Here is a 25,075-nt window from a genome sequence, read left to right on the forward strand (position 1 = left end):
GCCCTGAGCGTGGGGTGGGCGCGCGCCGGCCGCATGAGTAGGGGCTACTCAAATCCTCTCTTACCAAGCGCTTGCTTTAGGTGCCAGACTGGGGGCCATGGAGATCCCGGTGCGCCAGGCCACCGACGACGAGGTGGCGTTCTTCCACGAGCACGGCTGGGTGCGGCTCGGCCGGCTCATCGACCCCTCCACCGCGGCCGAGCTGCGCGAGCGGGCGGCCGGTCACCTGAGCGCCCGCGCGAAGGGCAAGCAGACGCTGGTCGACCAGGCGTTCGGCCAGTCGAGGGACATCGCGGCGAGCGACGAGATGTTCGGCGCGCTGACCATGAGCCCCCAGATGGGCCGCAACGCCGTACGGCTGCTGCGCGGCGTGCGCGCGGTTCGCGTGCAGGTCACCAACCTCCTGGTCAAGGAGGCGGGCGAGCACGGCGCCACCGAGTTCCACCAGGACTTCCCCTGGATGCCGATGGACCGCTCGGCCATGCTGACCGTGTGGCTGGCGCTCGCGGACGTGCCCGCCGACATGGGCTCGCTCAGGTTCTACGACGGCTCGCACCGCCACGGCCTGCTCGGGCGCAGCTTCACCCGGCCCGGGGACGACCAGCTCAGCCAGCACCCGTGGTTGAAGGAGCTGGAGCTGTCGCCGCCGCTCGACCTCAAGGCGGGGGACGCGACCGTGCACCACGCGCTGACCGTGCACGGCGCGCCCGCCAACCGCCACGACAAGCCGCGGCTGTCGTTCACCGTCACTTACTTCGACGCCGACGCGCTCTACACCGGCCTGCCGTACCAGCAGACCGACGGGCTCGGGCTCCAGGTGAACCGCCCGTTCGAGCACGAGAGGTTCCCGTGCCTGAGACCGTGAGAGGCCCGGTCGCCGACCTGGGGGCGACGCTCATGCACGAGCACGTCTTCGGGCTGAGCCCGGAGATCCTGTGGAACTGGCCGGACATCCCGGAGGGATGGGACCTGGAGACGCGGGCCAGGGAAGCGGCGGACAAGCTGGAGGCGCTGAAGGCCGAGGGCATCGACACGATCGTGGACCTCACGGTGGTCGGGCTCGGCCGCCACATCCCGTCGGTGCAGCGTGTGGCCGAGCTGACCAGCGTGAACATCGTGGCCGCGACGGGGCTCTACACCTACGACACGCTGCCGCCGTATTTCGGCAACCGCGGTCCCGGGTCGTTGTTCGGCGGGCCGGACCGGCTGGCGGAGTTCTTCGTACGCGACATCGTCGAGGGCGTCGGGCGGACCGGCGTCAAGGCCGCCATGCTCAAGTGCGCCTCCGACCACCTAGGCATGACGAAGGGCTGCGAGCGGGTCTTCAGGGCGGTCGCGGAGGCGCAGCTGGAGACCGGCGTGCCGATCACCACGCATTCCCACAGCGCTTCCCGGGGCGGGCTCGAACAGCAGCGCCTGCTCGGCTCGCTCGGGGTCGACCTGGGCCGGGTGGTGATCGGGCACGCCGGGGACTCGACCGACGTGGCCTATCTCGAAGAGCTGGTGGCGAACGGCTCCTATCTGGGCATGGACCGCTTCGGCATCGAGACGATCAGCTCGTTCGAGGACCGGGTGTCGGTGGTGGTGGCGATGTGCGAGCGCGGACACGCCGGAAAAATGGTCTTAGGTCATGACTCGTACTGCTTCAACGACCGGTTCGACGCCGACGTCGTACGGCGCCGCCACCCGAACTATCACCTTCTCCACATCTCCCGCGACGTAGTGCCCGAGCTCCGCAAGAGAGGCGTCACGGACGACCAGATCCACCAGATGCTCGTCTACAACCCGCGGAGGATCTTCGCATGACCTACGACATCGAGGACTTCGACGTCGGTGCGGACTGGCACGTCGCCGATCCGTACCCGTTCCTCGCCCGGCTCCGCGAGGAGTCGCCGGTGTTCTGGAGCGAGCACCTCCAGGCGTACGTCCTGACCCGCTACGCCGACGTGCGGGCGGCCTACGGCGATCCGCGGCGTTTCTCCTCCAAGGGCTCACTGACGATCTCCCGCAGCCTGACCACCGCGACGAGGGAGAAGCTGGGCGAGGACGACTCGTTCCTGTCCAGCTTCGTGGCGAACGTCGACCCGCCCGACCACACCAGGTTGCGCAGGTCGGTGTCCAGGGCGTTCACGCCGCGTGCCGTCGCCGCCATGGAGGAGACGTTCCGGACGCTCAACGAGGACCTCCTCGACCGGATCGTGCCGCAGGGCGGGGCCGACTTCGTCGCCGAGATCGGGCACGAGCCGTCGATCAAGCTGACCGCCCGCTTCATCGGGGTCCCCGAGTCCGACGAGGCGTTCGTGCAGGCGCACGTCAAGGACTGGTTCCAGCTCTTCCTGTCGCCGCAGCCGCCGGAGCGCCAGCTGGAGCTCGCCGACAGCTTCCTGACCTATCTCGACTACGTGGACCGCCTGGTGGCGGCCCGGGCCAAGGATCCGCAGGACGACTTCACCTCGCTGATGACCTCGCTGATCGGGGACGAGCTGACCCACAGGGAGGTGGTCGAGCTGATCTCCACGATTCTGCTCGGCGGCAACGACACCGTGCCGAACCAGCTCGGCAACACCGTCCTGCGCCTGCTCAGGGAGGACGCCTGGCCGGTGCCGCCGGAGCAGGTCGCGAACGCGGCGGAGGAGTGCATGCGCATCGACGGCGCCTCGCTCGGCTCCTTCCGCTACGCCGCGACCGACGTGTCCCTGCACGGCGTGACGATCCCGGCCGGCTCGCTCGTCCTGTTGTCCACCGACTCCGCCGCGCACGACGAGACCGTCTTCCCCGACCCCGAACGTTTCTGGATCGACCGCCCGAACGCCGCCGACCACATGGTCTTCGGCTATGGGATCCACTTCTGCGTGGGCGCCGCGCTCGGCCGGCTCCAGTTACGCGCCGCGCTCGACGTGCTCGGACGCCGCCTCCCCAGCCTGCGGCTCGTTCCCGGCCGGCCGGTCGCCTTCAGGAAGTCGATCGTCGGCCGCGGCCTGACCTCGCTGCGGGTGGCGTGGTGACCGGCCGCTTCTACGGTCGCGTCGCCCTGGTGACCGGGGCCGGATCCGGGATCGGCGCGGCGTGCGCGACCCGGCTGGCCGCCGAGGGCGCCTGTGTGGGCGTGCTCGACCTGCGCGCGGCCGGCGCCAAGGCCACGGCCGCCGCCATCCGCGCCCACGGCGGCACGGCCATGGCGCTGACCTGCGACGTGTCCGACGAGAAGCAGGTGGAGGAGGCGGTCGGCGCCATGGTGGCGTCGTTCGGCCGGGTGGACGTCCTGCACGCCAACGCCGCCGCGTTCGGCCCCGAGGTCTACGGCCGTGACCGCGAGATCGACACGCTCGACGTGGGCGTCTGGGACCGCACCATGGAGGTCAACCTGCGCGGCGCCATGCTCATGGTCAAGCACGCGGTCCCCGTCATGCCCGACGGCGGCGCCATTGTGCTCATGTCGTCGGTGTCCGCCCTGGTCGGCGACACGGTGCACGCCGCGTACGGGGCCTCCAAGTCGGCTCTGATCGGCTTCACCCGCTACGTCGCCACCGCGTACGGCGCCCGCGGCATCCGCTGCAACGCCGTCGCCCCCGCCCTCGTGATGACGCCCGCCGCCCAGCGTGCCCTCACGCAGGAGCAGCTCGCCGACAAGGCCGCCGAACGCCTGCTCCCGTGGCCGTGCACGATGGACGACGTGGCGAGCCTGGTGACGTTCCTGGCCTCCGACGACAGTCGCTGCGTCACCGGCCAGACCCTCGTCATCGACTCGGGCACCCTGGCCCACCGGCCCCAGCACGCCGTCCAGAGGTGGCGCGACCAGCAGTGAGGCCGGTGGGCGGGCCGGATCAGTGGAGCGGCCGGCCGCTCGGGGACCGGGGCACGTGCTCGGCCTGGGCGGAGACGGGCGGCTGCGTCGGGTACTCGGGGGAGGCCGAGCCGATCAGCGAAATAACCGGAACGCCGCCGATTTCCTCCTCAAGGAGGAGGCCTTGATCGGGCCAAGTGCGGGATGTATGCCCAATAGGGTGACCTTGGGAGGTTTCATGGAGCCGGTGGCGGTCGGGTTGATCGGGGCGGGGCCGTGGGCCCGGATGGCGCACGCGCCCATGCTGGCCAAGGGGCCGCACACGCGGCTGGCCGGCGTGTGGGCCCGGCGCCCCGAGGCGGCCGCGGAGCTCGGCGTGCCTGTGTTCGAGCGGATCGAGGAGCTGTTCGACGTCTGCGAGGCCGTGGCGTTCTGCGTGCCGCCCGCCGTGCAGGCCGAGCTCGGCGTCCGCGCCGCCCGCGCCGGCAAGGCGCTGCTGCTGGAGAAACCCCTGGCGGACTCCCTCGAGAGGGCGCAAAGGCTGGCCGGCGCCGTCGCGGAGGCGGGCGTGGCCTCCCAGATGGTCCTCACCCTGCGGTACGCCGTCCAGACCCGCACCTTCCTCGCCCGCTGCCGCGAGATCCAGCCGTTCGGCGGCCACGCCGCCAACATCTCCGGCGCCCTCCTCGGCGACCACCCCTTCGCCACGCCGTGGCGGCTGGAGAGCGGCGCGCTGCTCGACGTCGGCCCGCACGTGATCGACCTGCTGGACGCCGCGCTCGGCCCGGTGACCGGCGTGCGCGCGCACGGCCGCTCGCTCGGCTGGACCGGCCTGCTGCTCGAGCACGAGGGCGGCGCGGTCTCCGAGGCGTCGCTGTGCATGGCCGCCGTCGGCGACCTGCCGCCCGCCACGTTCGCCGTGTACGGCCGCACCGGCAACGCCGTCCTGCTGCCGTTCGACGACGACCCCATGGACATGATCGCCGAGGAGTTCGCCACGACCGTGCGGAACGGCGGCGGCCACCCCCTCGACGCCGCCCACGGGCTCAGGCTGCAGCGGATCATCGCCGAGGCGGAGACCCAACTCGCCCCTTGACGGTGGCGGGATTCAGGACATTGATAGCGTTTGTCCGACGCGCAGTGCGCAGCGAAGTCCGGTGCGAGTCCGGCGCTGTCCCGCAACTGTCATAGCCAGGTCGCCTGCCTCTGCGCTGACGTCATCAACCCTCGTGGAAAAGGGTGATCCGTCGCTCATCGCGGGTCTCTCGGTTCCGACAGTGTGAAAGGACTTCTCGTGAGGCCCGTACGCACGGCCTTCGCGGGCGCGCTGCTGGGAACGCTGGTGCTGGCCGGATGCGGTCAGTCCGGCACCACAGCCACCCCCACCTCGGCCCCCGCCACCACCTCCGCTCCCGCCTCCGCCTCCGCCTCCGCGGACTTCCCCGTCACGATCGAGGCGGGCAACGGCAAGGTGACGCTCACCAAGAAGCCGGAGCGGATCGTCTCCCTCTCGGCCACCCACACCGAGACCCTGTTCGCCATCGGCGCGGGCCCGCAGGTCGTCGCGGTCGACAGCCAGTCGAACTACCCGGCCGAGGCCCCCAAGACCGACCTGTCCGGCTTCAAGCCGAACGTCGAGGCCATCGTGGCCCAGAAGCCCGACCTGGTCGTCGTCTCCGACGACCTCGACAAGGTCGTCGCCGAGCTCGGCAAGCTCAACGTGCCGGTCCTGCACCAGCCGGCCGCCACCAAGATCGACGAGGCGTACGAAGAGATCACCGAGCTCGGCGCGGCCACCGGCAACAAGGCCAAGGCCGAAGAGGTCGTCTCCGGCATGAAGACGGCCATGGACAAGCTGGCCGCCGAGGCGCCCAAGGACAAGAAGCTCAGCTACTACCACGAGCTCGACCAGACGCCGTACGCGGCGACCTCGCAGACCTTCATCGGGCAGATCTACGCGATGTTCGGCCTCACCAACATCGCGGACAAGGCGCCCGACGCGGCCGGCGGGTATCCCAAGCTGTCGGCCGAGTTCGTGGCCCAGTCCGACCCCGACCTGATCTTCCTGGCCGACGTCAAGTGTTGCCGGCAGAGCAAGGAGACGCTGGCGAAGCGGCCGGGCTGGGCGAACCTGTCGGCCATCAAGAACGACCGGGTCATCCAGCTCGACGACGACATCGCCTCCCGGTGGGGGCCGCGCATCGTCCAGCTCGCCGAGACCATCGGCGCGGCCGTCAAGAACGGCGCGAGCTGAGCATGACCACGCAGGCCGGCCTGTCCAGGGCCAGACCCCTCTGGGTGGCGGGCGCCCTCGGCGTGCTGGCCGTGTCCATGGTCGCCGGGCTCCTCGACGGGGCCGCCGACATCTCGCCGTGGCAGGTGCTGCTCCAGGCGATGGACTGGTTGCCGCTCGTCCACGTCGACTCGGGGCTCGCGCCCGTCGAGCAGGGGCTGCTGTACGAGCTGCGGCTGCCCAGGGTGCTCGTCGCGGCCGTGGTCGGCGGGCTGCTGGCCATGGCCGGGGCCGCGTACCAGGGGGTGTTCCGCAATCCGCTCGCCGATCCGTACCTGCTGGGCGCCGCCGCCGGGGCAGGACTCGCCGCGACACTGGCCATCGTGGCGTTGCCGGCCGTGGCCGGGAGCATCCCGGTCGCGGCGTTCGCCGGGGCGGTGGGCGGCGTGTTCCTCGCCTATACGCTCGGCAACACGGCCGGACGCGCGGGCGGCACCGCCACGCTGGTGCTGGCCGGGGTGGCGGTCACGTCGTTCCTGACCGCGATCCAGACGTTCGTGCAGCAGTTCAAGGTCGAGGAGCTGCAGCGTATCTACTCGTGGATCCTCGGGGACGTCGGCGGCGGGTGGGACCAGCTGTGGCTGGTGCTCCCGTACGCCGCCGTGTCCTCGGTGCTGCTCCTGCTGCACGGGCGCATGCTGGACGTGCTCTCGGTGGGCGACGAGGAGGCCACGAGCCTGGGCCTGCGGGCCGGCAGGGTGCGCTTCACCGTGTTGCTGGCGGCGTCGCTGGCCACCGCGGCGGCTGTGGCCGTGAGCGGTTTGATCGGGTTCGTGGGCATCGTCGTGCCGCATGTGGTGCGGCGGCTCGCGGGCGGCTCGTACCGGATCGTGCTGCCGCTGTCGCTCATCGGCGGCGCGGCCTTCCTGGTGCTGGCCGACCTCGTCGCCCGCACCGTGCTCGCGCCCGCCGAGCTGCCGATCGGCGTGGTGACGATGTTCGTGGGAGCGCCGTTCTTCGTGACGGTCCTGCGCATGACCCGGCGGGCCGTCACATGATCGAGACGCGGGGCCTGTCCGTACGGCTCGGCGAGCGCGAGGTCGTCCGCGACGTCGATCTGCGGGTACGCAGGGGCGAATGGCTAGCGATCATCGGGCCCAACGGAGCCGGCAAGTCCACCCTGCTCAAGGCCGTCATGGGGCTGGTCGCGCACCGGGGCGACGTCACGTTGTCCGGGCGGCCGGGGGCGGGGCTGAAACCGCGGGAGCGCGCCCGGCTCCTGGCGTACGCGCCGCAGACGCCCGCCCTGCCGCCCGACATGACGGTCTTCGACTACGCGTTGCTGGGACGGACGCCGTACATCCCGTATTTGGGGCGCGAGAGCCGCCACGACCGGGAGGTCACCGCGTCCGTGCTCGACCGGCTGGACCTGACCGCCCTCGCCACCCGCCACGTCGGCGAGTTGTCCGGCGGGGAGCGGCAGCGGGTGGTGCTGGCCAGGGCGCTCGCCCAGCAGGCGCCCGTGCTGCTGCTCGACGAGCCGACCACCGCGCTCGACCTCGGGCACCAGCAGCAGGTGCTGGAGCTGGTGGACCGGCTCAGGCGGGCCGACGGGCTCACCGTCGTCACCACCATGCACGACCTGACCGTCGCGGGCCTGTACGCCGACGCGCTGCTGCTGCTCGCCGATGGGCACGCGGCCGCCTCCGGCAAGCCCGACCAGGTGCTGACCGAGGAATTGGTGGGACGGCACTTCGACGCCCATGTCAAGATCGAGCCGGGGCCGGACGGGCGGCCTGTCGTGCACCTGGTCAGGGGAGGACCGTGAAGCTGACGTATCGGGTGGAGGAGGGTGCCCGGCTCGGTGCGCTGCTGTGGGAGTTCGGGCCCGGGTGGCGGATGATCTCCTCGGCGCTGCTCGGCGGGGGGATCGGGGCGCGGGAATGGGTGCTGAACGCGCAGGTCGTGGCCGGGTATGCGCGGATGGACCCGGTCGATCATCTCCGCTCGTTAGGTCCTGGGGGAGAGGGCGTGGGCATGATGACCGCCGCGTCGGTGGACCGGTACGTGCGGGCCGCCGACGGCGGAGTGGAGGCCTTCGCGACCGTGGGGCTCCGGGTGCCGACCTGGGCGGCGGCGCCGGAGGGGTTCGAGGATCCGGAGCTGGCGCCCATGCGGGTCGGGACCATCAACATCGTCACCGTGGTGCCTGTCGCCATGACCGATGCGGCGCTGGTCAACGCCGTGATGACGGTCACGGAGGCCAAGTCGCAGGCGTTGATCGAGGCGGGGTTCCCCTGCACGGGGACGGCGTCGGACGCCGTGTGCGTGGCCGTGCCCGCCGATGGGCCGGAGGAGTTGTTCGGGGGGCCGCGGTCGGAGTGGGGGGCTCGGGTGGCGCGGGCCGTTCACGCGGCTGTGCGGCGCGGCGCCGAAGCGTGGCGGCCTCGTGACTCAGGGTGAAGGAATTCGGGTAAGTAGCATGTGGGCGAGGGCGAGACTCCCGATACTGAGTGGGTGACCGCAATGGCAACGATCGAACCGACCCGGGGGCGCGTAGTCCTTCCAAGGACGCTCACTGTCGACGAGCTGCTGAGGTTTCCGGTCGACGGAAAGCATTATGAGCTCTTCAACGGGAGCCTAGTGGTGAGCCCTGCCCCTACCCCCCTACACCAGCGCATTATCTTCCGGCTGCAGCGCATTCTCGATGATGCGGCGCCGCCTGAGCTGGAGCCTCTGTCAACCGTCAACGTCCGCCCAAGCAACGAGGACTTCTACATCCCCGACCTTGTCGTGGTGCCCGTGGCGGTGGCTGACGCGGTAGGGCTCATGTTCGCGCCCAGCGATCTGCTACTAGCTGTGGAGGTGGTCAGCCCTACTAGTCAGTTGCTCGACAGAGCGACCAAACCGCTGGCATACGCAGCGGCGGGCATTCCCCTTTACTGGCGCGTCGATCCCGACGGGCCGACGCTCTACGTCTACGAACTCGATGGTGACTCCTACAAAGAGCCCATCACCCACAAGGCTGGGACCACGGTCACTCTGCCGTCGCCCTACGCTGTCAGTTTCGATCCCGCCGACTTGATCGGTCGACCAGTCTCCAACCCGTAGTCTTCGGCCGCTCCTCGAGGCGTGACGCGCCCAGCCTCGAGGTCGGCCAGGATTGCCGCGCGGTCCCGTTCGGCTGGAGGGCCGAGGCCAGCGCCGCCTGTCGTCTCCACGATGAACGCCTCGCCGGCCGCGAACCGGACATTGTTCACCTTCGATGCGAGCCGTTCCACCGTCCCGTCCAGGTGCCGCTTGTAGAAGCCGCCCAGCCGCCCCGGTAGCCCGCCGTCCCGGCCCGGGGGTGGGAGGCGGAGGCGGTCGCCGCGGGTCGTGACGTGGCAGTCGGCCAGGAAACGGTAGACGGTCCGCGAGCCCAGCCCGCCGCGATACCGCCCGGGACCGCCCGAATCCGGGATCGTCTCGATGGACTCGACGATCAGCGGGCATCGGCTCTCCACCGGCTCCACCTGCGGCACCGAGTTGCGGCCGATGCCGAAGTGCACGCCCGTCGCGTCCGGCCCGTCCAGCCCCTGGCGGGCGCCGACGCCGCCGAAGTCGTAGGACAGATGGATCCAGTACGGCGCGCCGACCGCGGCGATCGAGAACGGCTGCAGGATCCCGCTGGGCGCGATCGCCCGTTCCGGCACCGCTTCGGACAGCGCCTGGAAGACGGCCTCCATGGCGGCGTAGATGGGGACGTACCGGCCGCCGCACGGATACGGGGAGCGGGCGTTGAGCAGGGAGCCCTCCGGCAGGCGCACCTCGATGGCGCGCAGGCAGCCGTCGTTCATGGGGATCGCCGGGTCCAGGAAGCAGCGGATCGCGAAGACGGCCGCCGCCAGGGACTGCGAGGCGGAGGCGTTGATGGCGGCGGGGACCTGCGGGTCCGTGCCCGCGAAGTCCAGCACGGCCTGGGCGGCGTCGAGGGTGACGGCGACGCGGATGTGGTGCGATTTTTCGGGATTTATGCCGTCGTCATCGATCGGGTACGCCGCCTCGAACCGGCCCTCCGGCAGCTCGGCCAGGGAGGCGCGGGTCCTGGCCTCGGTGTAGTCCAGGTAGTCGCCGACCCCTGCCGCCAGCCCGTCCACCCCGTACTCGCCGATCAGCGCCTCCAGTCGGGCCGCGGCCACCGCCGTGCCGGCCACGAGGGCCCGTACGTCCCCCATGACCTTGTCCGGGGTGCGGCTGTTGGCCCGCAGGACGGCCTCGATGGCCGGGTCGATCCCGTCCGCGGTCGCCAGGCGTACCGGCGGGAGTTGCAGGCCCTCCAGGAAGACGTCCGTGGCCAGCGGGGCCATCCCGCCTGCCGACAGGCCGCCCAGGTCCGAGACGTGGATCATGGTGCCGGTGAAGTACGCGGGGCTGCCGTCGACGAAGACCGGGCGGTAGACGAGCAGGTCGTTGGTGTGGACGCCGCCCCGGTAGGCGTCGTTGAGCACGTACGCCTCGCCGGGGCGCATCGTGTCCAGCGGGATGTCCTTGATCAGCTCGGGGAGGGCCACCTTGAGCGCCATGCTGTTCATGAGCGTGGTGGCCATGGACTGGGCGATCAGGCGTCCCCGGGCGTCCAGGACGGCGGCGGAGGCGTCGGAGCCCTCGACGATGAAGGTCGAGTACGCCGAGCGCACCACCACGATGCTGGCCTCCTCCGCGGCCACCACCAGCGCGTTCCTGAGCACCTCGGCGGTCAGGGCGTCGGTCATCTGCCGCTCCCGGGTGTCAGGTGCACGGCGCGGGACTCGGTGAGGGTCGCGATCCAGGCGGGCGGGACGACGATGGTGGACTCGGCGTCCTCGATGACGGCCGGGCCGGGGAGGACACCGCCCATGGTGTCCCTGGTGTGCACCGGGATCTCGACGTAGCCGCCCAGCTCGGGGAAGTACGCCTGCCGGGGGGCGGGGCGGTCCGCGCCGGACGGAAGGGACGCGTCGGCGGGGAGGTGCCGGTCGGTGGGCAGGGGGCGGTCGGCGGGGGTCGTCACGCGGACGCGGTAGCTGACCAGCTCGATCTCGCCCTGTTGGGTGATCCCGTATACCTGCCGATATCGCTCGAAGAAGCGGGATGCGAGCACCTCGGTCGAGGGCGACCACTCCACGGTCAGGTCGTGGGACTGGCCCTTGAAGCGGACGTCCACTGACCGCAGCACCGTAACCGCCGGATCCGCCGGAGGGACGCCCAGGTCGGCGGCGGCGTCCGCGGCCAGCTCGGTGAAGATCGGCTCCGGGTCGCCCGCGTCCAGCCGGGACAGCACCCGGTCGGTGGACAGATCCCCGGCCAGCAGGCCCGCCGCCGAGGCCACCCCGCAGTACGCGGGCACCACCACGGTGGAGATCCTGAACCGCTCCGCCACCCTGGCCGCGTGCATGGGCCCGGCGCCGCCGAAGGCCACCAGGGCGAAGCCGCGCGGATCGATCCCGCGCTGCACCGTCACCACGTGCACCGCCGACGCCATGGCGGCGCTCACGATCTCGTGCACGGCGTACGCGGCCCCCTCCCGTGACACCCCGAGCGGTCCTGCCAGCCGGTCGAGGGCCTTGTCCGCCAGCGACGGCGACAACGGGATCGAGGCGGAGGAGAGGTAGCCGAGCACCAGGTTCGCGTCCGTGACCGTCGGCTCCGAGCCGCCCAGCCCGTAACACGCCGGGCCGGGGGAGGACCCGGCCGAGTGCGGGCCCACACGCAGGGCGCCTGCCGCGTCGAGCCAGGCGATGCTGCCGCCGCCCGCCCCGACCTCCGCCAGGTCGATGGCGGGGGTCTTGATCGGCACGCCGGTGCCCGCCCGCCGGCCGCCGAAGCTGCCCTTGCCGCCCACGTGGAACTCGTGGGTGATCTCCGGCCGGCCGCCGCGCACCACGCAGGCCTTGGCGGTGGTGCCGCCCATGTCGAACGAGATCACGTCCGCGAACCCGGTCCCCGCCGCCGCCAGCACCCCCGCCGCCGGCCCGGACTCGATCGTGGCCACCGCCCGCCTGGCGGCCAGTTCGGCGGAGATGACGCCGCCGCTCGACTCCATGACGTGGATGGGGGCGTGGATGCCGACGTCGGCCAGCCGATCGCGGAGCCGCGACAGATAGGAGGCCATCAATGGACCGATATATGCGGACATGATGGTGGTGGTGGCGCGCTCGTATTCGCGGATCTCCGGCCACACCTCCGACGAGGTCACCACGGTGGGGACGGTCTCCCGGAGGATCGCCGCCACCTGCCGTTCGTGGCCGGGGTTGGCGTAGGCGTGCAGCAGGCACACGGCCGCCGACTCGATGCCGCGCCGGGCGATCTCCGCGGCCACGCGCCGTACGGAATCGGGGTCCAGTGGCGTCAGCACCTCGCCGCGCGCCGAGATCCGCTCCACGACCTCGAAGCAGTCCGCCGCGGCGACCGGGGGAGGGGGCGGGGTGAAGCGCAGGTCGTACCGGTCCTCCTCGACCCGCGCGTAGCGGCCGAGCGGGACGGCCGCGCGGAAGCCCTGAGTCGTGACGTAGGCGACGCGCACGCCCTTGCGCTCGAGCACGGCGTTGGTGGCCAGCGTGGTCGCGTGCACCACCCGGGTGACCTGGGCGGGATCGCGTTCGCCGAGCACACGCGTAACGCCGGAGACGATTCCCGCGATGGGGTCGTAGTGGGTACTCAAGCACTTGACCACGGAAACCGCGCCGGAGGTGCCGCGAAGGACCACATCGGTGAAGGTGCCGCCGACATCGACGCCGATCGCGTAGGCCACTCGGGTACGTTACGCCCCCTAACAAGCGCTTGTCTACGGAGTGGTCTATTGACTTACTACAGGTGATTGGGACCCTGGTTCTAATCCTGGTGTTGGGAGCGGAGAGATGGCGCGCCTCACAGCTCTGGCCGGTGGCATCGCGGTGGCACTGGCGCTGACCGCGTTACCGGTGGCGGCGCACGAGCACCCGAGCGGCATCACGGACCTGGTGACCCCGGCCGTGGTCCGCGTGGAAGCCGTGTCCCACGTGGAGATCACCCTGCTCGACCACATCGGCGAGCTGAAACACGTGGAGCGGTCCTACGACATCCCGTTCGGGCAGGGCACGGGGACCGTGGTCAACCCCGACGGGACTATCGTCGGGCTGCGGCGCTTCGCGGTGAACGACAACGACGTGGCCGTCTACGCGGCCAACAAGATCTTCGCCGAGCACCACAAGGTGAAGATCCCCGCCGACTACGACAAGCACAAGCTCTCCGACGACCGGCTCAACCGCCATCTGCAGGCCTGCTACCCGCCCAAGAGCGACACCGCCACCTGCATCATCAAGGTCACCACCGAGATCACGGCCTTCCCCAACGTGTCGCCGGCCAGCACCGAAGGCTTCAAGGTCAAGTGCATCAAGGCAGGTCCCGACCCCGACAGCCCGGCCGTGCTGGTGCCCGTCACCCCGGTCGCCGGCGGCGTCGGCATGCCGACCGCGCCGCTCGCCGACAAGGTGCCCGAGCAGGAGGGCTCGCCGACCAGCATCGCGGGCTTCCTCGGCCGGCCGGGGCCGAACGTGCAGCACACCGTCGAGATCGCCCATCTGAGCAAGGGCGGCGGCCAGGGCGCGACCGGCAGGCCGTTCGCCGACCCGGAGAAGAAGGTGGACGAGCCGGTCAAGCTGGGCGGCCTGGCCGACAAGGGCCTCGTGGGCGCGCCGGTGATCGGCGACAAGGAGGGCCACGTCATCGGCCTGCTGGTCGGCGGCGGCAAGGAAGGCAAGATGATCGGGATCAGGGAGATCACCGGCATCCTGACCCAGGCCAAGGTGGTGCCGCGCCGGGGCGCCATCGACACGGCGTTCGAGGCGGCACTGACCCGCTATCACACCAACTACTACACCGAGGCAGCGCCGGGCTTCCAGCGCGTGCTCGAGCTCTACCCCGGCAACGTGGTCGCCGCGGGCCTGCTGAAGACCTCGCTGGCCAAGCGGGGCGGCCCCGAGGACCAGGGCACCAAGCGGGCGGCGGCCGAGCCGGCCGGGTCCATGCCGCTGTGGCCGTTCATCGTGGCGGCGGCGATACTTTTCCTGGCGGCCGGGGGCGGAGCGTATTTCTTGTGGCGCCGCCGCACTCCGGATGAATCGACAGGACCGCCACAGCAGCCGCTGGCGGCCGGTCCACCGCTCGACCTCGACGACGGCGCCAACCAGACCGTGGTCGTGCGGCGGTCGCAGTCGTTCCAAGCGGTCCCGCAGCAGCAGCAGGTGATGACCGCGCCCGATCCGGGAGTCAAATACTGCACGTCGTGCGGCATGAGGCTCGGACCGGCGCATCGTTTCTGCGGCTACTGCGGTCACCCCATCGAGACGTGATGCAATTGAACGAAAGATCGCTCATCGGCCAGGAGGTGGCCGGGTATTACATCGAGGACATCGTCGGCAAGGGCGGCATGGCCGTCGTCTACCTGGCGCTCGACCCCAGGCTGAGCCGCCGCGTGGCGCTGAAGATCCTCAACCCGGTGCTCAGCGTCGACGACCGGTTCAGGCAGCGGTTCATCCTGGAGTCCAGGACGGTCGCCAGCATCGAGCATCCCAACATCATCCCGATCTACGAGGCCAACGCCGACGCCGACGGCGTGCTCTACATCGCCATGCGCTACGTCGACGGCCTCGACCTGCGCCGCCTCATCTACGACCGGGGGCCGCTGCCGATCGGGCCGGCCAACCAGATCTTCGCCCAGGTGGCCGCCGCCCTCGACGCCGCCCACGCGCACGACCTCATCCACCGTGACGTGAAACCGGCCAACATCCTGCTGGCCGGCAACCACGTCTACCTGACCGACTTCGGCATCACCAAGCATCGTTCGTCGATCTCCGGGCTGACCCAGACCGACCAGTTCATCGGCACGCCCCGGTACATGTCGCCCGAGCAGATTAACAAGGAGCACATCGACGGTCGCTGCGACCAGTACGCGCTGGCCTGCGTGGTCTACGAGTCGCTGTCGGCGCGGCTGCCGTTCCAGCGCGAGAACGACATCGCGCTGCTGTGGGCGCATCTGGCCGAGCAGCCCACACCGCTGTCGCAGCTCAGGCCGGACCTGCCGCCGGAGATCGACGCCGTGATGATGCGCGCCCTGGCCAAGTCGCCCGAGCAGCGCTTCGTGACCTGCACCGAGTTCGTGTCGGCGCTGCGCGATGCGGTCGGCGGGCCCCGTCCCGACGCCGCCGGCTGGTCCCCGTCCGACGCCGGCGGGGCGCCCCTCGTCCCGCGTCCCGGCGGCAGCCCGCACTCGGGGCCGCACCCCGTGCCCGCCGCGGGTCCCGGCTCCGGGCCGCACTCCGTGCCGGACGGAAGCCCCGGGGCGCACGCCGCGCGCTCGGGACCGGCTCCGCTCGCGGCGCCGTTCGCGCAGCCCGCCACGGGCAGGGCGCCGTCGCCGCCCACGCACCCCTCGGGGCCCGGGGGGAAGAAGCGCCCGGGCCGCGTCCCGATCGTGGCCGCCACGCTGGTCGCCGCCGTCGCCGCACTCGCGCTGGTCGCGTTCATCATCTTGAATCACCGCGGCGACACCTGGTCCCGCTACCAGACCAGCACCGCCGCACCGCTGACGTTCGAGTATCCAGGCGACTGGACGGTACGCACGCACCGCGACCTGTTCGCGGTGGCCTCGCCGCACGCCTCGGAGTTCGAGGCCCTGTTCGTGGCCGGCCCCGGTGCCGACTGGTCGAAGATCTCCCAGATCGTCACCGAGGACCCGGAGGCCGCCTCCGGCGTGTACGTCCAGACCTCCGACACCCTCGACCCCGGCGGCGACGCCGAGCAGATGAAGGCCAAGATGGAGGTTCTGCTGCCGGGCGAGGTCGACGTCGGCAAGCCCGTGCCGGACCAGGCCGGCAACAGCCCCGCCACCCGCTTCGACGGCTCGCTGCGCGATCCCGCGTCCGGCACCAGGCTGGGCTTCGTGAGCTACGTGATCGACCGCCGGCCCAAGACCATGCTCGTGATGTACTTCTGCGCCAAGACCACCTGTGACGACGCCACCCAGACCCGCATCCGGCAGAGCGTCCACGTCTCGTGACTTGTGACTCACTTGTGTACGGCTTGGCCTGGGTATTCAAGGCAGGCGCCGGGCGTCTACCCTCCGGCTTGTGGGCATTCGCATAGTCATCGCCGACGACCAGGCGATGGTCAGGGCCGGGTTGCGTATGGTCGTCGACAGCGACCCCGGCATGGAAGTCGTCGGTGAGGCCGCCGACGGGCGCGAGGCCGTCGCCGTGGCCCGGCGCACGCGCCCGGACATCGTCCTCATGGACATCTCGATGCCCAGACTCGACGGGTTGTCCGCGGCCAAGGAGCTCCTCGACACGCCGTCCCCGCCGAAGGTCATCACGTTGACCACGTTCGACACCGACGAGAACCTCTACGCCGCCTTACGCGCCGGCACCAGCGGCTTCCTGCTGAAGGTCTCGCCGCCGGAGCAGCTGCTCGAGGCGATCAGGGTGGTGCACGCCGGTGACGCGCTGCTCGACCCGGCCGTGACCAGCCGGGTGATCGCCACCTTCGCCGGCCGGGCCGATCCGACGCCCTCGCCCATGCTGGCCGAGCTGACCCCGCGCGAGCTGGAGGTGCTGCGGCTGCTCGCCCGCGGCCTGACCAATGCGGAGATCGCCGGGGAGCTGTACGTGGGGGAGGCGACGGTCAAGACGCATGTGGCGCGGGTGCTGATGAAACTCTCCCTGCGGGACCGGGCCCAGGCGGTGGTGTTCGCGTACGAGACGGGTGTCGTCCGGCCGGGGGCCGCCTGAGGTTTGACGAGGCACTGGGGGTCTATGTGTATATTTTCCTGCATAAGGCGGTAGATGCAGGAGATATTTCATGCAAGCGTTCCCCCGAGTCCTGTTCGACGAGGCCCACAGCGAGTCGTGGACCATCCGGCGCGAGGTGGCCGAGGCCATCAACCCCGCGCATCCCGATGACAACAGCTATGCCCGCGCGGCCGGGGTGCTGCGGCACCTGGGGCACACCGTGGTCGCTCACACGTCGGGCCCGCTCGACGCCGCGGCCCTCGCCGAGCAGGACGTTCTGGTGATCGCGCACCCGTCAGGAGAGCGGTGGGAACGCACCACCGGACAGGGCAGCCCCGTCTTCTCCGCCGCCGAGCTGGACGCGATCGAGGCGTACGTGGCCGGCGGCGGCGGGCTGGTGGTGCTGGCCGAGGAGGAGCAGGACAAGTACGGCAACAACCTGCGTGAGCTGCTCGGGCGGTTCGGGACCGGGGTGGAGCACACGACGGTGCGCGACCCGAGGAACGCGCACCGGGACGTGGCCACCTGGGTGCTCGCCACCCGCGCCACCACGGACGGGCTGCTCGCCGGCGTCAAGACGGCCTGCTTCTACCGCACCGGCGTCCTGACCTCGCCCGCCGACGCGACCGTGCTCTTCGAGACCTCCTCCACCGCCGATCCGGCGGGCGCGCCGCTGGCGGTCGCCGTGCGGCACGGCCGGGGCCGCGTGGTCGTGTTCGCCGACTCCGACCTGTTCGGCGACGACTCCATCGACGACCACGACCACCGCAGGCTCTGGGGGAACGTGATCACCTGGGCCGCCCGCGTCCCAGAGGGCGGCGGTGCCGCCGGCTCGCGCGAGGAGTCCAAGGGCGCCCTGTTCGCCCGGCTCAAGGCGGCCGTCGAGGAGCTCAGGCCGCTCCAGGTCAAGGACGGTTCGGTGCCGGAGGAGTCCAAGGACCGTGCCAAGGCGCTGGTGGGCGAGATCGCCGAGCACGTAGGCGAAATAGCGCCATTTTTCCCCCATGACGCGGCCTACCTCCAGGCCGTCCAGCACGACCTCGCGAAGTGGGCCGACCAGGGTCTCGGCGTGCCCGACTTCCTCGACTCGCTCGACCTCTTCCACCCCGACACCCAGCGCGTGGACGGCCTGGAGCACGTCGTGGTGTTCCCCATGTACACCCAGAACGGCAACCCCAACCGCAACCTGGAGGCCGTCTGGATCCGGACCATCTGGCCGGACTGGCTGGCCAGGCTGGAGGCCACCGGCTACGACAACCCGATGTTCGTGCCGATCGCGTTCGAGGACTTCACCTCCGGCTATGAGACGCACTCCGCCGTGTTGTTCCCCGAGACGGTGGCCGTGCGCCAGGCGCCTGCCCGCTTCACCTGGGGCGGCATCTTCGCCGACCGCGAGGCCGCCAGGTTCAGGCGGGTCTCCACGGCGGCGGCCGGCACGCTCAAGCTCGAGCTGCCGCCGGACGCCGCCAGGCTGCTGGCCTCACAGCAGCTCGCGCAGGACACGTTCGTGTTGTGGGACCTGATCCACGACCGCACGCACAGCCACGGGGACCTGCCGTTCGACCCGTTCATGATCAAGCAGCGGATGCCGTACTGGCTGTACTCGCTGGAGGAGCTGCGCTGCGACCTGACCGCGTTCGGCGAGGCGGTGGAGCTGGAGCGGCAGGGGGTGCCGCACGCCAGGTACGTCCAGCACGCGATCCTGTTCGACCGGCTGTTCCGGTTCCCGATCAGCGGGGACCGGGTGCGGAACTACGACGGGCTCGGCGGGCAGCTGCTCTTCGCCTACCTGCATCGCAACGACGTCGTGCGGTGGACCGACAACCGGCTGTCGATCGACTGGGAGCGGGTCGCGGACGGGGTGGCCGACCTGCGGGGCGAGGTGGAGAAGCTCTACCGGGACAGCATCGACCGGTCCAAGCTGGCGCACTGGCTGGCGGCGTACGAGCTGGTGAGCTCTTATGTCGCGCCGCACCCGGGCTCGACCTGGGCGAAGGGGATCGGGGCGCTGCCCGAGGAGCAGAAGGCCAAGGTGGACGCGGTGCTGCCGGACGAGTTCCCGCTGAGCATGTTCTACGAGGCGCTCCGCCGTAAGCTGGGCGAAGTCGTCGAATCGACCAAGGGACTCCGAGCATGATCATTCTGGTTACCGGGGCTGGAGGGCCTACGGGTGAGGCTGTCTCCGGATATTTCCGGAAAAATGGTCACACCGTGATCGGTGTCGACAAGGGCGACGTCGACCTCCTCGACCGCGCGGCCGTACAGAGCCTGGCGGAGAGCATCGACCGCGAGTACGGCCGGGTGGACGGCGTGGTGCACCTGGTCGGCGGGTGGCGCGGGGCGAGCACGTTCGCCGAGACCAGCCTCGAGGACTGGGACGTCCTGCACGACCTGCTGATCCGTACCCTCCAGCACGTGTCGCTGGCCTTCGAGCCGCTGCTGCGCCGCAGCGACAACGGCCGGTTCGTGATCGTCTCCGCCAAGGCGGCCGAGCGGCCGTCCGCCGGTGGCGCCGTGTACGCGGCGGCCAAGGCGGCGGCGGAGGCGTGGACGCTGTCGCTCGCCGACGCCCTGTCCGGCACGGACAGCGCGGCGGTGATCCTCGTCGTCAAGGCCCTGGTCAACGACGCCATGCGGGCCGCCAACCCGGACGGGCGCTTCCCCGGCTTCACCGACGTCAACGATCTCGCGGCGGCGATCGGCGGCCTGTACGACCGCCCGGCCGCCGAGATCAACGGCACTCGATTGGACCTCACTTCTTGATTCCCCGGCACGACCCCCAGCACAAGGCGTTCGCCAGCGACAACTACGCGGGCGTACACCCCGAGATCCTCCAGGCGATCGCGACCGCCAACGGCGGTCACCAGGTCTCCTACGGTGACGACGTGTACACCGAGGCCCTGCAGGACGTCTTCCGGCAGCACTTCGGCGAGCAGGCGCAGGCATGGCCGGTGTTCAACGGCACGGCCGCGAACGTGGTCTCCCTCCGCGCCATGACCGCGCACTGGGAGGCGGTCATCTGCGCCGAGACCGCCCACATCAACACCGACGAGGGCGGGGCGCCCGAGGTCGCCGGCGGCATCAAGCTCCTGACCGTCCCCACGCCCGACGGCAAGCTCACGCCCGAGCTGATCGACCGGCAGGCGTGGGGCTTCGGCGACGTGCACCGGGCCCAGCCGCGGGTGGTGTCCATCTCGAACACCACCGAGCTGGGCACCCTCTACACGCCCGACGAGGTCGCCGCGATCTGCGCGCACGCCCACGAACTCGGGCTGCTGGTCCACCTCGACGGCTCCCGGCTGACGAACGCGGCGGCCGCGCTGGACGTGCCCATGCGGGCGCTCACCACGGACGCCGGTGTGGACGTGCTGTCCTTCGGCGGCACCAAGATCGGCCTGTTGTACGGCGAGGCCGTCGTCGTGCTCAACCCCTCGGCCGCCACCGGGGTGGACTACATCCGCAAGACGTTCATGCAGCTGTCGTCGAAGATGCGTTTCGTGTCGGCGCAGTTCGAGGCCCTGTTGTCGGGGGACCTGTGGTTGCGGAACGCGCGCCGGGCCAACGCCATGGGGCGGCGCCTGGCCGAGGCCGTGCGCGACATCCCCGGCGTCACGGTGCCCCGGCCGGTGGAGGCCAACGCCGTCTTCGCCGTCCTGCCCAGGGATGTGACGGAGCGGCTGCAGAAGCGGTTCCGGTTCTACACCTGGAACGAGGCGACGGGAGAGGTGCGGTGGATGTGCGCCTTCGACACGACGGAGGCCGACGTGGATGCCTTCGCCGCCGCCGTCGCCGAGGAAATGCGCACCGCCACCTCCTGACGCCCCGGGCCTTGGCGGCCAGACCTGCGCCACCCCACCGGCCTCCGCACCACCACCATCGGTCCCTTCTGCACCCCCACGGCCTGCTGCTCCATCCCGGCCGTCGCGGGGCGGGGCGTCAGGAGGCAGAGGCGGCGAAGAGGGTCCACGTCGGCCGACCGGCACCGGTGCGGCGAGACGGGATGAGGTGGGTGCGGTGCCGGCCGGGTGTCGTGCCGTGTGGTGAGCGGCCGGAGGCTGGGGCGCGGAGATGCAGGGGCGGAGGCCGGGACGCGTCAGGGCTTGCCGGCGTGGCGGGCGTTGGGGCGCAGGGCCAGGCGGGCGGCCTGCCAGCCACCCATCCCATGGGTCCCGGCCCCCGGCGGCGTCGAGGCCGAGCACAGGAACACGCCGGGAAGGGGCGTACGCCATGGGGCAGGCGACCACACAGGCCGGCGCAGGAACTGCGTCAGGCTCGCCAGCCCGCCCCCGATGTCGCCCCCCACCAGGTTCGGATTGCCCGCTTCCAGGTCCGCGGGCCCCATCGCGTGCCGGGCCAGCACGCGGTCACGGAACCCCGGGGCGTACCGCTCGATCTGCGTCTCGATGGCGTCCGTCATGTCCACCGCCGAGCCGTGGGGAACGTGGCAGTAAGCCCACAGAGTGTGCCCGCCCCGGGTCGGATCGGCCGCGTACGGCTGGACGAGGAGCACGTACGGCCGGGGCGAATGGCGCCCCGCCGCCATCTCCGCCTCGCTGAGCGCGATCTCCTCCAGCGTGCCGCCCAGGTGGACGGTGCCCGCGTCCGCCACCGCCGGATCCCGCCACGGCACGGGCCCGTCCAGCGCCCAGTCCAGCTTGAACACCCCGGGACCGTAGCGGAACCGTTCGAGCCGCCGGCGGTAGCCCGCGGGCAGGTCGGTCATGGCGATGAGCTGCCGGGGCGTCACGTCGAGCACCACGGTCGGCGCCGACAGCTCGGCCAGGCGGCGCACCCTGTGCCCCGCGACCGCCTCCCCGCCCAGCGACCTGAGCTCGGCCACGAGCGCGTCGGCCAGCACCTGGGATCCGCCCCGCACCAGCGGCCAGCCGACCAGGTGAGTCAAGGACGCCAGCAGCAAGCCGTAGCCGGCGGTGATGGGGGAGCGCAGGTCGAGCACGGAATGCGCGGCCATGCCCGCGATCACCGCCCGCCCCTCCACGGTGCTGAAGGCCCGCCGGGCGAACGTCGTGGCGGGCAGCGCACCCGCGAGCCCGAATCTGGCCGCCTGCGCGAACGCCCGCGGCGGCACGTGCCACGGCCCCAAGGGTTTGAGCAGCAGCTCCACCAGCGGGAATCCGGCTCGTGCCGTCGCGCCGACGGTGGCCAGCCACGCGCCCGCGTCCCGCCCGAGTGCCTCGGCGGTGCGGCGCGGGTCGCGGTGCACGAGCACCGCGGGACGGTCGTCCAGCGGATGGGCGGCGGGCACCGCGGGATGGGCGAACCGGACCCCGCTCAGGAACGCGCTGCCCCTGTGGGACTCGCCCTCTTCGGATGACTCGCCCCCCTTGAGACCGAGCTCCCGGAACGCAGGCGATGCCAGCGCCATCGCCATGATGGTCGCCCCGAGGTCGTGCACCCGGCCCGGCAGTGTCAGCTCGCCGGAGCGCAGCCCGCCGCCGAACCGCTCGGCCGCCTCCAGCAGCAGCACCTTGCGCCCGGCACGGGCCAGCGTGACCGCGGCGACCAACCCGTTGGGGCCGGAGCCGACGACCACCGCGTCAGCGTCCATCACTGGGGTGGCAGTATGGACGGATAAGGCTGGGCGCCGCGCTGGCGCAGCATGTCGGTCATGAGCTTGATCTCGCTGCTCTGCCCCTGGACGATCTTCTGCGCCATGCTGACGACCTCAGGCCGGGTGGACAGCTTGAGCACGCCCTCGGCCATCTCCACGCCGCCCTCGTGGTGGCGGATCATCAGCTGCAGGAAGAGGATCTCGGCCTGCGTGCCCTGCGCCTCCTTGAGCTTGGCCAGCTCCGCCGGAGTCGCCATGCCGGGCATCGTGCCGGGCGCGGTCGTGGTGCCCCCGCCGTGCCCGTGGCCGCTCATCCAGGCCATCGGCCGCTGGTCGGTCGCCTGGTCCAGCCCCCACTGCTGCAGCCAGCCGATGAACATGCCACGCTGGTTGGCCTGGGTGTAGATGATGTCGTAGGCCAGATTCCTGACCTCCTTGGCGGGGCCCTTGTCCCTGATCGTGAACGCCATGTCCACGGCCTGCGCGTGGTGCGCGGCCATGTCGCGGGCGAACCCGGCCTCGGGCGAGGAGTCCCCGGGCGTGCCCGCTCGGCCGAACAACAAGAACGCGGCCGCGGCGAGCACGAGCACGCCGCAGACGATGAGGAGTGGATTCCTGACGGGCTTTTCCATGGCTCGTCCAGCGTACCCACCTGTTCGCGCGCCTGTGATCGCACGCTTACATCGCTCTTATTCTCCGCATACGGCCGGAGGGCATAAGGTGACCCCTGTTGGTACGCCGATGGAGGAACGATGACGAAGGAGAAGGCGCAGGCGAGGCGCGAGCATCTGCAGCAGATGCGGGCCGAGCAGAAGCGCAAACAACGCCGCGCCGCGCTGCTCATGTGGGGAACGGGCGGGCTGATCATCGTGTTGCTCGTCGGCGTGGTCGGCTATTACCTGATCGATCAGGCTCAGAAGACGTCGCTGGACGCCGTGGCCAACTACAAGTACGAGGGCAGCCAGCACGTGGGGACCGTGGTCACCTACAAGGAGACCCCGCCGGTGGGCGGCCCGCACAACAACTACTGGCAGCAGTGCGCGATCTACGACAAGCCGATCCACTCCGAGCACGCGGTGCACTCGCTGGAGCACGGCGCCGTCTGGATCACCTACCGGCCCGACCTGCCCAAGGCGCAGCTCGACAAGCTGAAGGAAGTGGCCTCGTCCACGGGCAACCAGGAATACATGCTGATGAGCCCGTTCCCCAACCTGCCCGCACCGATCGTCGTGTCGTCCTGGGGACACCAGCTCAAGCTCAACAGCCCGGACGACCCGAAGCTCGGGGCGTTCATCAAGCGCTACCAGAACGGCCCTGACACGCCGGAGCTGGGCGCCCCGTGCGGCGGCGCCGACGCCATCACGACGACGGCCGACCAGGCTCCGCTGCCGCCCGAGCCCACAGGTCAGCAGCAGCCGACGCAGACCGCCGCCCCGTCGCCCAGCCAGTCCCAGCAGTAGCGGAGCGTGCGGTGCCGGGGCGTCAGCCCAGCACCGCCTCCGACGTCGTCCACTCCAGCCCGTGCGCTTCGGCCACGGGCTGGCTGGTCAGCTGGCCCTCGTGGGTGCTCAGGCCGAGCGCCAGCGCCGGGTCCTCGCGCATGGCCTGCCGCCAGCCCAGGTTGGCCATGGCCAGCGCGTACGGCAACGTGACGTTCGTCAGCGCGAACGTCGACGTGTGCGGCACGGCCCCCGGCATGTTGGCCACGCAGTAGAAGATCGAGTCGTGCACCCGGTAGGTCGGCTCCTCATGCGTGGTGGGCCGCGAGTCCGCGAAGCAGCCGCCCTGGTCGATCGAGATGTCCACCAGCACTGAGCCCGGCTTCATCCGGCTGACCAGTTCGTTGCTCACCAGCTCGGGCGCCTTGGCGCCGGGCACCAGCACCGCGCCGATGACCAGGTCGGCCTCCAGCACCGCGCGCTCGATCTCCAGGATGTTCGAGGCGACCGTCTGGCAGTGCCCCTGGTAGATCATGTCGGCCTGGCGCAGCTTGTCGATGTTCTTGTCGAGCAGGAGCACCTCGGCCTGCATGCCGAGAGCGATGGCCGCGGCGTTCATGCCGGACACGCCGGCCCCGATGACCACGACCCGCGCCGCGTGCACGCCGGAGACGCCGCCCATCAGCACGCCTCTGCCGCCCGCCGACCGCATCAGGTGGTAGGCCCCCACCTGCGGCGCGAGCCGGCCCGCCACCTCGGACATGGGCGCGAGCAGCGGCAGCGCGCCGTTCGGCGTCTGCACGGTCTCGTACGCGACCGCGGTGCAGCCCGAGTCGAGCAGCGCCCGCGTACACGCCTTGGAAGCGGCCAGATGCAGGTAGGTGAACAACACCTGGCCCTTGCGCAGCCGGTGGTACTCCTCCGGCATCGGCTCCTTGACCTTCATGATCAGGTCGCTCGCGGTCCAGACCTCGTCGGCCGTGGGCACGATGACGGCGCCCGCCGCGGCGAAGTCGGCGTCGGGGATCGACGAGCCCTCGCCCGCCCCCCGCTCGACGTAGACCTGGTGGCCGTGACGCACGAACTCGTGAACCCCCGCTGGGGTCAGCGCCACGCGATATTCGCTGTTCTTGACTTCTAGAGGAACGCCGACGTTCATGGAACAACTCCCGTCCATTCGGGATCCTTCCTTCATTCTTCCTCCTCAGAGGCGGTTGAACGGTGATGCTCCGGCTGATTACCTCGGTTGGGCCGGTCCTCGAT

Annotated in this window: 22 protein-coding genes; 17 read left to right on the forward strand and 5 right to left on the reverse strand. The window is 70.9% G+C overall.

Features of this window, described 5'->3' with window-relative positions; all coding sequences use genetic code 11:
* The first annotated feature begins 97 nt into the window (after window positions 1-97).
* The 10 genes from EDD27_RS07640 (at window position 98) to EDD27_RS07685 (ending at window position 9,128) form a co-directional block, all read left to right on the forward strand.
* Entirely contained in the window at window positions 98-865 is a 768-nt protein-coding gene (locus EDD27_RS07640) for a phytanoyl-CoA dioxygenase family protein (RefSeq protein ID WP_127931735.1), read from the forward strand.
* Window positions 850-1,806, forward strand: a complete 957-nt coding sequence (locus EDD27_RS07645; RefSeq protein ID WP_241563908.1) for a phosphotriesterase family protein — start codon at window positions 850-852, stop codon at window positions 1,804-1,806. The genes EDD27_RS07640 and EDD27_RS07645 overlap by 16 nt, the downstream gene beginning before the upstream one ends.
* Window positions 1,803-3,005, forward strand: coding sequence for a cytochrome P450 (locus tag EDD27_RS07650; protein ID WP_127931736.1), 1,203 nt, complete (start codon window positions 1,803-1,805; stop codon window positions 3,003-3,005). Before EDD27_RS07645 ends, EDD27_RS07650 begins: the two co-directional genes overlap by 4 nt.
* On the forward strand, window positions 3,002-3,805 hold the full coding sequence (locus EDD27_RS07655) for an SDR family NAD(P)-dependent oxidoreductase (protein WP_164903529.1): 804 nt from the start codon (window positions 3,002-3,004) through the stop codon (window positions 3,803-3,805). Before EDD27_RS07650 ends, EDD27_RS07655 begins: the two co-directional genes overlap by 4 nt.
* 217 nt (window positions 3,806-4,022) lie before the next feature.
* Window positions 4,023-4,880, forward strand: coding sequence for a Gfo/Idh/MocA family protein (locus EDD27_RS07660; protein ID WP_127931738.1), 858 nt, complete (start codon window positions 4,023-4,025; stop codon window positions 4,878-4,880).
* 198 nt (window positions 4,881-5,078) lie between these two features.
* Window positions 5,079-6,038: an ABC transporter substrate-binding protein gene (locus tag EDD27_RS07665; RefSeq protein WP_127931739.1), complete on the forward strand. Its 960-nt coding sequence runs from the start codon at window positions 5,079-5,081 to the stop codon at window positions 6,036-6,038.
* A 2-nt stretch (window positions 6,039-6,040) separates the two neighbouring features.
* Complete coding sequence (locus EDD27_RS07670) at window positions 6,041-7,075, forward strand: FecCD family ABC transporter permease (protein ID WP_127931740.1); 1,035 nt, start codon at window positions 6,041-6,043, stop codon at window positions 7,073-7,075.
* Window positions 7,072-7,845 (forward strand): ABC transporter ATP-binding protein, encoded by a 774-nt coding sequence (locus EDD27_RS07675; RefSeq protein WP_127931741.1) that lies wholly within the window; start codon window positions 7,072-7,074, stop codon window positions 7,843-7,845. The genes EDD27_RS07670 and EDD27_RS07675 overlap by 4 nt, the downstream gene beginning before the upstream one ends.
* Window positions 7,842-8,480, forward strand: a complete 639-nt coding sequence (locus tag EDD27_RS07680; protein ID WP_127931742.1) for an adenosylcobinamide amidohydrolase — start codon at window positions 7,842-7,844, stop codon at window positions 8,478-8,480. Before EDD27_RS07675 ends, EDD27_RS07680 begins: the two co-directional genes overlap by 4 nt.
* A gap of 63 nt (window positions 8,481-8,543) precedes the next feature.
* A complete protein-coding gene (locus EDD27_RS07685; protein WP_127931743.1) occupies window positions 8,544-9,128 on the forward strand; it encodes a Uma2 family endonuclease in 585 nt (194 codons plus the stop codon).
* Here EDD27_RS07685 and EDD27_RS07690 read toward each other — a convergent pair.
* Window positions 9,071-10,771, reverse strand: coding sequence for a hydantoinase B/oxoprolinase family protein (locus EDD27_RS07690; RefSeq protein WP_127931744.1), 1,701 nt, complete (start codon window positions 10,769-10,771; stop codon window positions 9,071-9,073). The genes EDD27_RS07685 and EDD27_RS07690 overlap by 58 nt on opposite strands.
* A complete protein-coding gene (locus tag EDD27_RS07695) occupies window positions 10,768-12,789 on the reverse strand; it encodes a hydantoinase/oxoprolinase family protein (RefSeq protein WP_127931745.1) in 2,022 nt (673 codons plus the stop codon). Before EDD27_RS07695 ends, EDD27_RS07690 begins: the two co-directional genes overlap by 4 nt.
* A 106-nt stretch (window positions 12,790-12,895) precedes the next feature.
* Here EDD27_RS07695 and EDD27_RS07700 point away from each other — a divergent pair, with 106 nt between their 5' ends.
* The 6 genes from EDD27_RS07700 to EDD27_RS07725 all read left to right on the forward strand — a co-directional run bounded on the left by EDD27_RS07700 (window position 12,896) and on the right by EDD27_RS07725 (window position 20,619).
* Window positions 12,896-14,368 carry a hypothetical protein gene (locus tag EDD27_RS07700; protein ID WP_127931746.1) on the forward strand — a complete coding sequence of 491 codons (1,473 nt, stop codon included), beginning with the start codon at window positions 12,896-12,898 and terminating at the stop codon, window positions 14,366-14,368.
* Entirely contained in the window at window positions 14,368-16,074 is a 1,707-nt protein-coding gene (locus EDD27_RS07705) for a serine/threonine protein kinase (RefSeq protein ID WP_127931747.1), read from the forward strand. The genes EDD27_RS07700 and EDD27_RS07705 overlap by 1 nt, the downstream gene beginning before the upstream one ends.
* A gap of 70 nt (window positions 16,075-16,144) precedes the next feature.
* Window positions 16,145-16,801 (forward strand): response regulator, encoded by a 657-nt coding sequence (locus EDD27_RS07710; protein WP_127931748.1) that lies wholly within the window; start codon window positions 16,145-16,147, stop codon window positions 16,799-16,801.
* A gap of 70 nt (window positions 16,802-16,871) precedes the next feature.
* Window positions 16,872-18,938 carry a DUF6421 family protein gene (locus tag EDD27_RS07715; RefSeq protein WP_127931749.1) on the forward strand — a complete coding sequence of 689 codons (2,067 nt, stop codon included), beginning with the start codon at window positions 16,872-16,874 and terminating at the stop codon, window positions 18,936-18,938.
* Window positions 18,935-19,564 (forward strand): SDR family NAD(P)-dependent oxidoreductase, encoded by a 630-nt coding sequence (locus tag EDD27_RS07720; RefSeq protein WP_127931750.1) that lies wholly within the window; start codon window positions 18,935-18,937, stop codon window positions 19,562-19,564. The genes EDD27_RS07715 and EDD27_RS07720 overlap by 4 nt, the downstream gene beginning before the upstream one ends.
* Window positions 19,561-20,619 carry a threonine aldolase family protein gene (locus EDD27_RS07725; protein WP_127931751.1) on the forward strand — a complete coding sequence of 353 codons (1,059 nt, stop codon included), beginning with the start codon at window positions 19,561-19,563 and terminating at the stop codon, window positions 20,617-20,619. The genes EDD27_RS07720 and EDD27_RS07725 overlap by 4 nt, the downstream gene beginning before the upstream one ends.
* Before the next feature lie 275 nt (window positions 20,620-20,894).
* On the opposite strand, the gene EDD27_RS07730 is transcribed toward EDD27_RS07725, so the two are convergent.
* Entirely contained in the window at window positions 20,895-22,370 is a 1,476-nt protein-coding gene (locus EDD27_RS07730; protein WP_127940556.1) for a phytoene desaturase family protein, read from the reverse strand.
* The gene (locus tag EDD27_RS07735) at window positions 22,370-23,005 is read right to left on the reverse strand and encodes a DUF305 domain-containing protein (RefSeq protein ID WP_127931752.1); all 636 of its coding nucleotides are present in this window, start codon (window positions 23,003-23,005) and stop codon (window positions 22,370-22,372) included. Before EDD27_RS07735 ends, EDD27_RS07730 begins: the two co-directional genes overlap by 1 nt.
* Window positions 23,006-23,125: 120 nt before the next feature.
* On the opposite strand from EDD27_RS07735, the gene EDD27_RS07740 reads away from it, so the two are divergent.
* The gene (locus EDD27_RS07740; RefSeq protein WP_127931753.1) at window positions 23,126-23,833 is read left to right on the forward strand and encodes a DUF3105 domain-containing protein; all 708 of its coding nucleotides are present in this window, start codon (window positions 23,126-23,128) and stop codon (window positions 23,831-23,833) included.
* A gap of 22 nt (window positions 23,834-23,855) precedes the next feature.
* On the opposite strand, the gene ald is transcribed toward EDD27_RS07740, so the two are convergent.
* On the reverse strand, window positions 23,856-24,971 hold the full coding sequence (ald, locus tag EDD27_RS07745) for an alanine dehydrogenase (RefSeq protein ID WP_127931754.1): 1,116 nt from the start codon (window positions 24,969-24,971) through the stop codon (window positions 23,856-23,858).
* Window positions 24,972-25,075 lie beyond the last annotated feature (104 nt).

Origin of the sequence: Nonomuraea polychroma, assembly GCF_004011505.1 — a bacterium.
GTDB lineage: Bacteria > Actinomycetota > Actinomycetes > Streptosporangiales > Streptosporangiaceae > Nonomuraea > Nonomuraea polychroma.

What these genes read in the sequence shown, in the direction of transcription:
- EDD27_RS07740 (WP_127931753.1), top strand. Translation starts at nt 23,126, where the DNA reads ATGACGAAGGAGAAGGCGCAGGCGAGGCGCGAGCATCTGCAGCAGATG.
- EDD27_RS07720 (WP_127931750.1), top strand. Translation starts at nt 18,935, where the DNA reads ATGATCATTCTGGTTACCGGGGCTGGAGGGCCTACGGGTGAGGCTGTC.
- EDD27_RS07730 (WP_127940556.1), bottom strand. Translation starts at nt 22,370, where the DNA reads ATGGACGCTGACGCGGTGGTCGTCGGCTCCGGCCCCAACGGGTTGGTC.
- EDD27_RS07735 (WP_127931752.1), bottom strand. Translation starts at nt 23,005, where the DNA reads ATGGAAAAGCCCGTCAGGAATCCACTCCTCATCGTCTGCGGCGTGCTC.
- EDD27_RS07650 (WP_127931736.1), top strand. Translation starts at nt 1,803, where the DNA reads ATGACCTACGACATCGAGGACTTCGACGTCGGTGCGGACTGGCACGTC.
- EDD27_RS07660 (WP_127931738.1), top strand. Translation starts at nt 4,023, where the DNA reads ATGGAGCCGGTGGCGGTCGGGTTGATCGGGGCGGGGCCGTGGGCCCGG.
- EDD27_RS07670 (WP_127931740.1), top strand. Translation starts at nt 6,041, where the DNA reads ATGACCACGCAGGCCGGCCTGTCCAGGGCCAGACCCCTCTGGGTGGCG.
- EDD27_RS07715 (WP_127931749.1), top strand. Translation starts at nt 16,872, where the DNA reads ATGCAAGCGTTCCCCCGAGTCCTGTTCGACGAGGCCCACAGCGAGTCG.
- EDD27_RS07690 (WP_127931744.1), bottom strand. Translation starts at nt 10,771, where the DNA reads ATGACCGACGCCCTGACCGCCGAGGTGCTCAGGAACGCGCTGGTGGTG.
- EDD27_RS07640 (WP_127931735.1), top strand. Translation starts at nt 98, where the DNA reads ATGGAGATCCCGGTGCGCCAGGCCACCGACGACGAGGTGGCGTTCTTC.
- ald (WP_127931754.1), bottom strand. Translation starts at nt 24,971, where the DNA reads ATGAACGTCGGCGTTCCTCTAGAAGTCAAGAACAGCGAATATCGCGTG.
- EDD27_RS07705 (WP_127931747.1), top strand. Translation starts at nt 14,368, where the DNA reads ATGCAATTGAACGAAAGATCGCTCATCGGCCAGGAGGTGGCCGGGTAT.
- EDD27_RS07685 (WP_127931743.1), top strand. Translation starts at nt 8,544, where the DNA reads ATGGCAACGATCGAACCGACCCGGGGGCGCGTAGTCCTTCCAAGGACG.
- EDD27_RS07700 (WP_127931746.1), top strand. Translation starts at nt 12,896, where the DNA reads ATGGCGCGCCTCACAGCTCTGGCCGGTGGCATCGCGGTGGCACTGGCG.
- EDD27_RS07675 (WP_127931741.1), top strand. Translation starts at nt 7,072, where the DNA reads ATGATCGAGACGCGGGGCCTGTCCGTACGGCTCGGCGAGCGCGAGGTC.